Below are 6,127 nucleotides of genomic sequence, written 5' to 3'. Positions count from 1 at the left end.
AAGGAAAAAATGGTCGTTCGCATCGCGCTCGCCCGAAAACTCCTCGTCCGCCTCAACGCAAAAGCACGCGACGCGCGTGCCCAATACGCCAATGCAACTTGACAAACCAGATAGTCGCTCACCCGGACTTTCCGCTTCGCGTAAAGTCCGACCTCTCCCCGCAAGCGGGGCGAGGTTTAAGAATCGCAAGCGGAGAAACCATGCCCCAGAACCCACCCATCATGGCCGGCACACGCATCGGGCATGTCCATCTCAAGGTCGCCGACATCGAGCGCGCGCTGGGGTTCTACTGCGGCGTGCTCGGTTTTGAAGTGATGCAGCGGATGGGCTCCGGCGCTGCGTTCATTTCGGCGGGCGGCTATCACCATCACATCGGCCTCAATACCTGGGAAAGCAAAGGCGGTCATCCACCGCCGCCGGGCACCACCGGACTGTTTCACACTGCCATTCTCTATCCGACACGTCCGGCGCTGGCGGATGCGCTGTATCGCCTGATCCAGGCCGGCATCGAGCTTGATGGCGCCAGCGACCACGGCGTCAGCGAGGCGCTCTATTTGCGCGATCCCGACCAGAACGGCGTCGAGCTTTATCGCGACCGGCCAAAGGAAGAATGGCCGCGCGCGCCGGACGGATCGCTCGCGATGTTCACGACACGGCTGGATCTCGAGGATCTGCTGCGGCAGCGGGAAGCGTAGCTCTCTCCGTCATTCCGGGGCGATGCGCAGCATCGAACCCGGAATCTCGAGATTCCGGGTCTGGTGCTAACGCACCAGCCCGGAATGACGAGAACGCCCCCGCACCATAATCAGCACCGCCGCTATCAGCTCCACCGCGACGCAGCCGTAAAACGGCAGCGCGTAGCTCCCGGAGAGATCGCGCAACAAGCCGACCACGCCGGGACCGAACGCATAGGTGATCTGGTTGATTGCCGTGATCAGGCTGACCAGCACACCGAATGAACGCGGATCGAATTCACGCTGCACGATCAACGCCGGCAGCGTGATCAGATTGCCGACCGAAAAGCCGAACAGCGCGCAGGCCGCAATCAGTGCGTAATCATGATGCACGTTGATGACGACGAGCAGCGCGACCGCCTGGCTGACAAAGGACAGCGAGGACGCCAGCCGCTGGTTCATCCGGTCGATCACGAAAGAAAACAGCACGCGGCCGACCACCGCCATCGCCGTCAATAGCGCTACCGCGATCGCCGCCTGCTGCCGGCCGATCACCGAATCCAGGAACGAGATCAGGTGCACGATGAAGCCGACCTGCGCGAACAGCACCAGCGCGAACGCTGAAGACACCGAGAGGAAGCCGATATCGCGAAACGCCCGCGCGCGAATTTGGGTCGGCGACGGCGCTTCCGCGGCGTCGACTGCGCCCACGCTCGCAAGGACCGGCGGCTGACCCACGAACAGCAGGATCACCGGAACCATCAGCGCGACCATCACCACGGCCGACGCAATCATCGCGCCGGAAAAGCCGAAATAGCCGATCGCGATGATCAGCAAGGGCACGCCGACGATGCCGCCAAAACTAGCGCCGTTCAGCGCCAGGCTGATCGCCATGCCGCGTTTCTTGTCGAACCAGAGGCCCAGCGTATTGGTGATGATGCCGAGGCTGGTGCCGGCCCAGCCGAACGCCAGCACGGCGTTGGCGAGGTAAAGCTGCCAGGGCTCGCGCACCTGCCCGATCGAGATCGCTGCCGCGGCCATCGCAAACGTGCCGGCGATCAGGCAATTGCGCGGGCCGTACGCCTTGATGGCTTCGCTGACGAACGCGACCAGCGCGGCGCCGAACAGATAGAAGAACGTGGTGCCTGATGAAATCAGCGACGCCGGCCAGCCGTGCAGCCGCTGCAGCTCGGCGACGTAGACGCTCTGGCCATAGAAGCCGAGCCCCCAGCCGAACGTTGCCAGCAGGAAACAGACGACGACGATACGCCAGCCGTCGTAGCGGATCGAGGTTTCGTCGCGAGGGGTATAGTTGAGGGCGTCCAACTTCTTTCTCTATTTTCGCTTCGTCATGGCCGGGCTTGCCCCGGCCATCCACGTCTTGATGTCCATCAGCAAGTAGAGACGTGGATGCCCGGGACAAGCCCGGGCATGACGGCAAACTACTAGCAGACTTACAAAGCTAATTGCTTCGGCGCAGACCGAACTGTCAGTAGATGGCAACTAGGCCGCCGGCTTCGACGGATCGTAGAAGAACCGCTCACGCCAAACCTTATCGCCGCGCCATTCCTGCAGCGCGACTTCGTCGAACCGGCCGGTCTTGCCGGAATGATAGACGAACTCGAATACCCAGTGGATCGCGACGTTGTCGCCCTCGACGATCGAGGTCAGGCAGGTCGACGTCACGCTCTTGACTCGCTCCAGCACTGCGCGCTCATGCGCCACCAGGACGTCGCGGCCGACCCGTGGCGCCGCCGCGTTCTCCTGCATGCTGGCGTCCTCCGTATAGAAACGCTCGATCGCCCCGGCATGGTCGCCGGAGACGACGGCTGCAATGAACTCATCGAGACGGGCGCGCGTCGGCATGGAGCCTCCTGCAATCAAATTGAAGATCAGATACCGGAACCTGGAATCTCATTGACCGCCTGCAGCTTCGCGCGGCGCTTGGCGAATGACGCAAACGACAGCACTGCAAGGCCGAGCAGCACCGGCGGAAACACCACCATGTTTACCATCGACCAGCCGTAATGCGCCAGCAACTGGCCGGATGAGAATGAGCCCAGCGCCATCATCCCGAACACCAGGAAATCGTTGAAGGCCTGCACCTTGTTACGTTCCTGCGGCCGATGCGTCTCCAGCACCAGCGCCGACGCTCCGATAAAGGCAAAGTTCCACCCCACCCCGAGCACGATCAGTGTCGCCCAGAAATGCATCGCGGTGATGCCGGCAAGGCCAATTCCCGCCGCTGCCGCTTCCAGCAGCAGGCCGAGCGCAACGATTGTGGGCGCGCCGAAGCGCGCGATTAGCGTGCCGGTGAAGAAGCTCGGGCCGTACATCGCCACGATGTGCCACTGAATGCCGAAATTGGAATCGCTGACGGTCAGTCCGCACATCTTCATGGCGAGCGGCGCCGAGGTCATGACGAGATTCATCATGGGGTACGCGATCACCCCGCACAGCGCCGCCGCAATGAAGCGCGGCTGCCGTGCGATTTCGAACAGCGGCCGGCCGCCATGCATGTCTGACGGCGCCGGCTTCGGCGCATCGACGCCCCACAGCACCGCCATCGCCACCAGCGCGACGAAGGCCTGCACTACAAAACTGAACGCAAACAGATAAGGCGGCCAGATATCCATGGTCCACTGCACGAGCTGCGGACCGAGCACCCCGGCGAATACGCCGCCCGCCATCACCCACGACACGGCCTTCGGCCGGAGCGCTGTGCTGGCGCCGTCGGCCGCGGCAAAACGATAGGACTGCGCGACCGCGCCGTAGAGACCGCCGAGGAACGTCGCGCCGCAGAACAGCCAGAACGAAGCATACAGCACGGCGACTGCGGCGAGCGCGCCGGTCAACACGCCGCAGAACGTGCCGATGATGAAAGCGGTGCGGCGGCCGTAGGCCCGCGAGATCGCGCCGGTCGGCAGTGTGCCGGCGGCGAGCCCCAGCACATACATCGACAGCGGCACGGTGGCGAGCGAGATGTTCGGCGCCAGCGTCGCGCCGACGATCGAGCCGGTGGCGAAGATGACAGCCGAATTGGCGCCGGTCAGCGCCTGCGCCGCAGCGAGGCGCAACACATTGGCGCGCGCACGCGCGTCATCGGCGATCTCTTCGGTGATAGTCGTATCCAGCATCGGCCTTCCCGCCCGGCATGCCCCAGGCAGGGGAGCCTTATCGATTCATTGTGCGGCACTATGAAGATGCAGAGCGACGCGATCAACTGGCGCAAACGGGCGCTGGCTATGCGAGGCGCGCACATTGGACAGCGCACGAACAACAGCCTACATCGAAGGTCGCCCCGATCATGCCCTATTGCGGTACAAGCGACCGGCACTTCTGGAGTTCAAGCCATGGCAATCGACGACAGGCCGACCATCGCCGCGCCCGACGATGATCCCTACCTCTGGCTCGAGGAAATCGAAGGCGAACGCGCGCTCGACTTCGTCGACCGGCAAAGCCGACGGACGCTGGAAACCTTCGGAGGCCGGCAATTTGAGACGGATCGAGATACGCTTGCGGCGATCTATGACCGAAGCGACAATATTCCCTATGTCACGCGTCACGGCGGGCTCGTCTACAATCTCTGGAAGGATGCCCGGAATCCGCGCGGCGTCTGGCGGCGCACGACGCTTGCAGACTTTCGCAACGCGGAGCCGGGCTGGGAGACGCTGCTGGACATCGACCGCCTCGCCACCGAAGAGGACAAGGATTGGCTGCTGAGTTGGACGCAGCCGCTGCCGGGAGACGATCCGCGCGTGATCGTCGCCCTTTCGCGAGGAGGCAGCGATGCGGTAACGCTGCGGGAATTCAATCTGGATACCAAAGCTTTCGTCGCCGACGGATTTAACTTGCCGGAAGCCAAGAGCGGGGTCGACTGGATCGATGCCGACACGCTGCTGCTTTCGAGCGCCCTGGGCGAGGGCATGGCGACAACTTCCGGCTATGCAAGAACGGTCCGGCTGTGGCGCCGCGGCGAGCCTGTGGAGCGGGCGCCGGTGCTGTTCGAGGTGCCGGCCGACCGGATGGCCGCGTACTGCAGCGTCGATGACACCGGCCCAACACCGCGGATGTGGTTCATCGATCGGATCGATTTCTTCAATCTCAATCTCTGGCTTGGCACAGAAGCCGGTCCACGCACAAAACTCGACTTGCCGACCGACATCTGGCTGGAAGCCCACAACGACTGGCTGGCGGTGAAATTGCGTGGTGCCTGGACGGTCGCGGGCAAGACCTACGCGCCGGACAGCGTGCTCGGTATCTCGCTCTCGGCCTTCCTGGCCGGTGACCGCAACTTCACCACGGTGTTCGAGCCAGGGCCGCGGCGGGCGCTACAGGGCTTTTTCTGGACGGCCGGCAAGCTTGTATTGTCTGTTCTCGACGAGTTGCGTCCGCAGTTCGAAATCTGCACCCCGTCTGCAGGCGGCTGGACGCGCGAGAGACTGCGCGGCCTTCCCGAAATCGGCGTGGTCGATGTCTGGCGTCTCGACCGCCGCGAAGCCGAGAGCAATGGCGACCTGCTCGCCAATGTGCAGGATCCCGTGACGCCGTCTTCGCTGCTGCTGATCGAAGGCGTCGCCAGCCCCGCTATCTTGAAGCAGGCGCCGAAGACCTTTTCCGCCGACGGACTCATCGTCACCCGCCATGAGGCGATTTCGGTAGACGGCGAGCGCATCCCCTATGTGCAGACCGGTCCCGCCGCCGAGACCGGCGATGCACCGGTCTATATGAGCGCTTATGGCGGGTTCGGCCTCGCGGTAAAGCCATTTTACAGCTCCGCACTCGGCAAGCTCTGGCTGGAGCGCGGCGGCACCACGGTGCAGGCGAATATCCGTGGCGGCGGCGAGTTCGGCACGCGTTGGCATGATGCCGGCCGTTACGCCGGCAAACGGCTGGCGCATGATGATTTCGCGGCGGTTGCCGCCGACCTCGTAAAGCGCGGCGTGACGCGCGCCAGCAGAATTGCCGCCGAGGGCGGATCGAACGGCGGCATCCTGATCACCAACATGCTGGTGCGCTACCCCCAGAAATTCGGCGCACTGTTCTGCACGATTCCCTTGATCGACATGCGCCGCTACACAAAACTGCTCGCCGGCGCGAGCTGGATCGCGGAGTATGGCGATCCCGACAAGCCCGCAGAGTGGGAGTGGCTGAAAACCTATTCTGCCTATCACGCCGCAACACCGGGCCAGAACTACCCACCGATCCTGATCGCCACCACGCGCCGCGACGACCGCGTACATCCCGGCCACGCCCGCAAGATGGCGGCCAAGCTGCAAGCGATGGGATACGAAGCCTATTTCTACGAGCCGGCGGCGGGCGGTCACGGCTACGGCAAGGACAACCGCGAGCGCGCCGGGTTCATCGCGCTCGGATACACCTTCCTGAGGAACAAGATCGGCTGGGCAGATAACGCCGCGTAGTGTTTCGCTATCGTCGCCCGGACGCCAAGA

General features: G+C 63.6%; 5 protein-coding genes. 2 read left to right on the top strand and 3 right to left on the bottom strand.

What is annotated here, in order from left to right; all coding sequences use genetic code 11:
- Positions 1–200: 200 nt before the first annotated feature.
- Positions 201–695 carry a VOC family protein gene (locus tag GWE18_RS29990; RefSeq protein ID WP_275189323.1) on the top strand — a complete coding sequence of 165 codons (495 nt, stop codon included), beginning with the start codon at positions 201–203 and terminating at the stop codon, positions 693–695.
- Between the two features lie 66 nt (positions 696–761).
- On the opposite strand, the gene GWE18_RS29985 is transcribed toward GWE18_RS29990, so the two are convergent.
- From GWE18_RS29985 to GWE18_RS29975, 3 genes are all read right to left on the bottom strand, one after another.
- Positions 762–2,000: an MFS transporter gene (locus tag GWE18_RS29985; protein ID WP_275189322.1), complete on the bottom strand. Its 1,239-nt coding sequence runs from the start codon at positions 1,998–2,000 to the stop codon at positions 762–764.
- A 177-nt stretch (positions 2,001–2,177) separates the two neighbouring features.
- Entirely contained in the window at positions 2,178–2,540 is a 363-nt protein-coding gene (locus GWE18_RS29980) for a nuclear transport factor 2 family protein (protein WP_275189321.1), read from the bottom strand.
- Between the two features lie 26 nt (positions 2,541–2,566).
- Positions 2,567–3,811, bottom strand: a complete 1,245-nt coding sequence (locus GWE18_RS29975) for an MFS transporter (RefSeq protein ID WP_275189320.1) — start codon at positions 3,809–3,811, stop codon at positions 2,567–2,569.
- Between the two features lie 216 nt (positions 3,812–4,027).
- On the opposite strand from GWE18_RS29975, the gene GWE18_RS29970 reads away from it, so the two are divergent.
- A complete protein-coding gene (locus GWE18_RS29970) occupies positions 4,028–6,097 on the top strand; it encodes a prolyl oligopeptidase family serine peptidase (protein WP_275189319.1) in 2,070 nt (689 codons plus the stop codon).
- Positions 6,098–6,127 lie beyond the last annotated feature (30 nt).

This window comes from Bradyrhizobium sp. CSA112, assembly GCF_029051645.1.
Classification (GTDB): domain Bacteria; phylum Pseudomonadota; class Alphaproteobacteria; order Rhizobiales; family Xanthobacteraceae; genus Bradyrhizobium.
This window is presented reverse-complemented; position numbering and strand designations above follow the sequence as displayed.

Excerpts from the sequence above, each read along its gene's own strand:
- GWE18_RS29990 (WP_275189323.1), top strand. The coding sequence starts at position 201 with ATGCCCCAGAACCCACCCATCATGGCCGGCACACGCATCGGGCATGTC.
- GWE18_RS29980 (WP_275189321.1), bottom strand. The coding sequence starts at position 2,540 with ATGCCGACGCGCGCCCGTCTCGATGAGTTCATTGCAGCCGTCGTCTCC.
- GWE18_RS29975 (WP_275189320.1), bottom strand. The coding sequence starts at position 3,811 with ATGCTGGATACGACTATCACCGAAGAGATCGCCGATGACGCGCGTGCG.
- GWE18_RS29970 (WP_275189319.1), top strand. The coding sequence starts at position 4,028 with ATGGCAATCGACGACAGGCCGACCATCGCCGCGCCCGACGATGATCCC.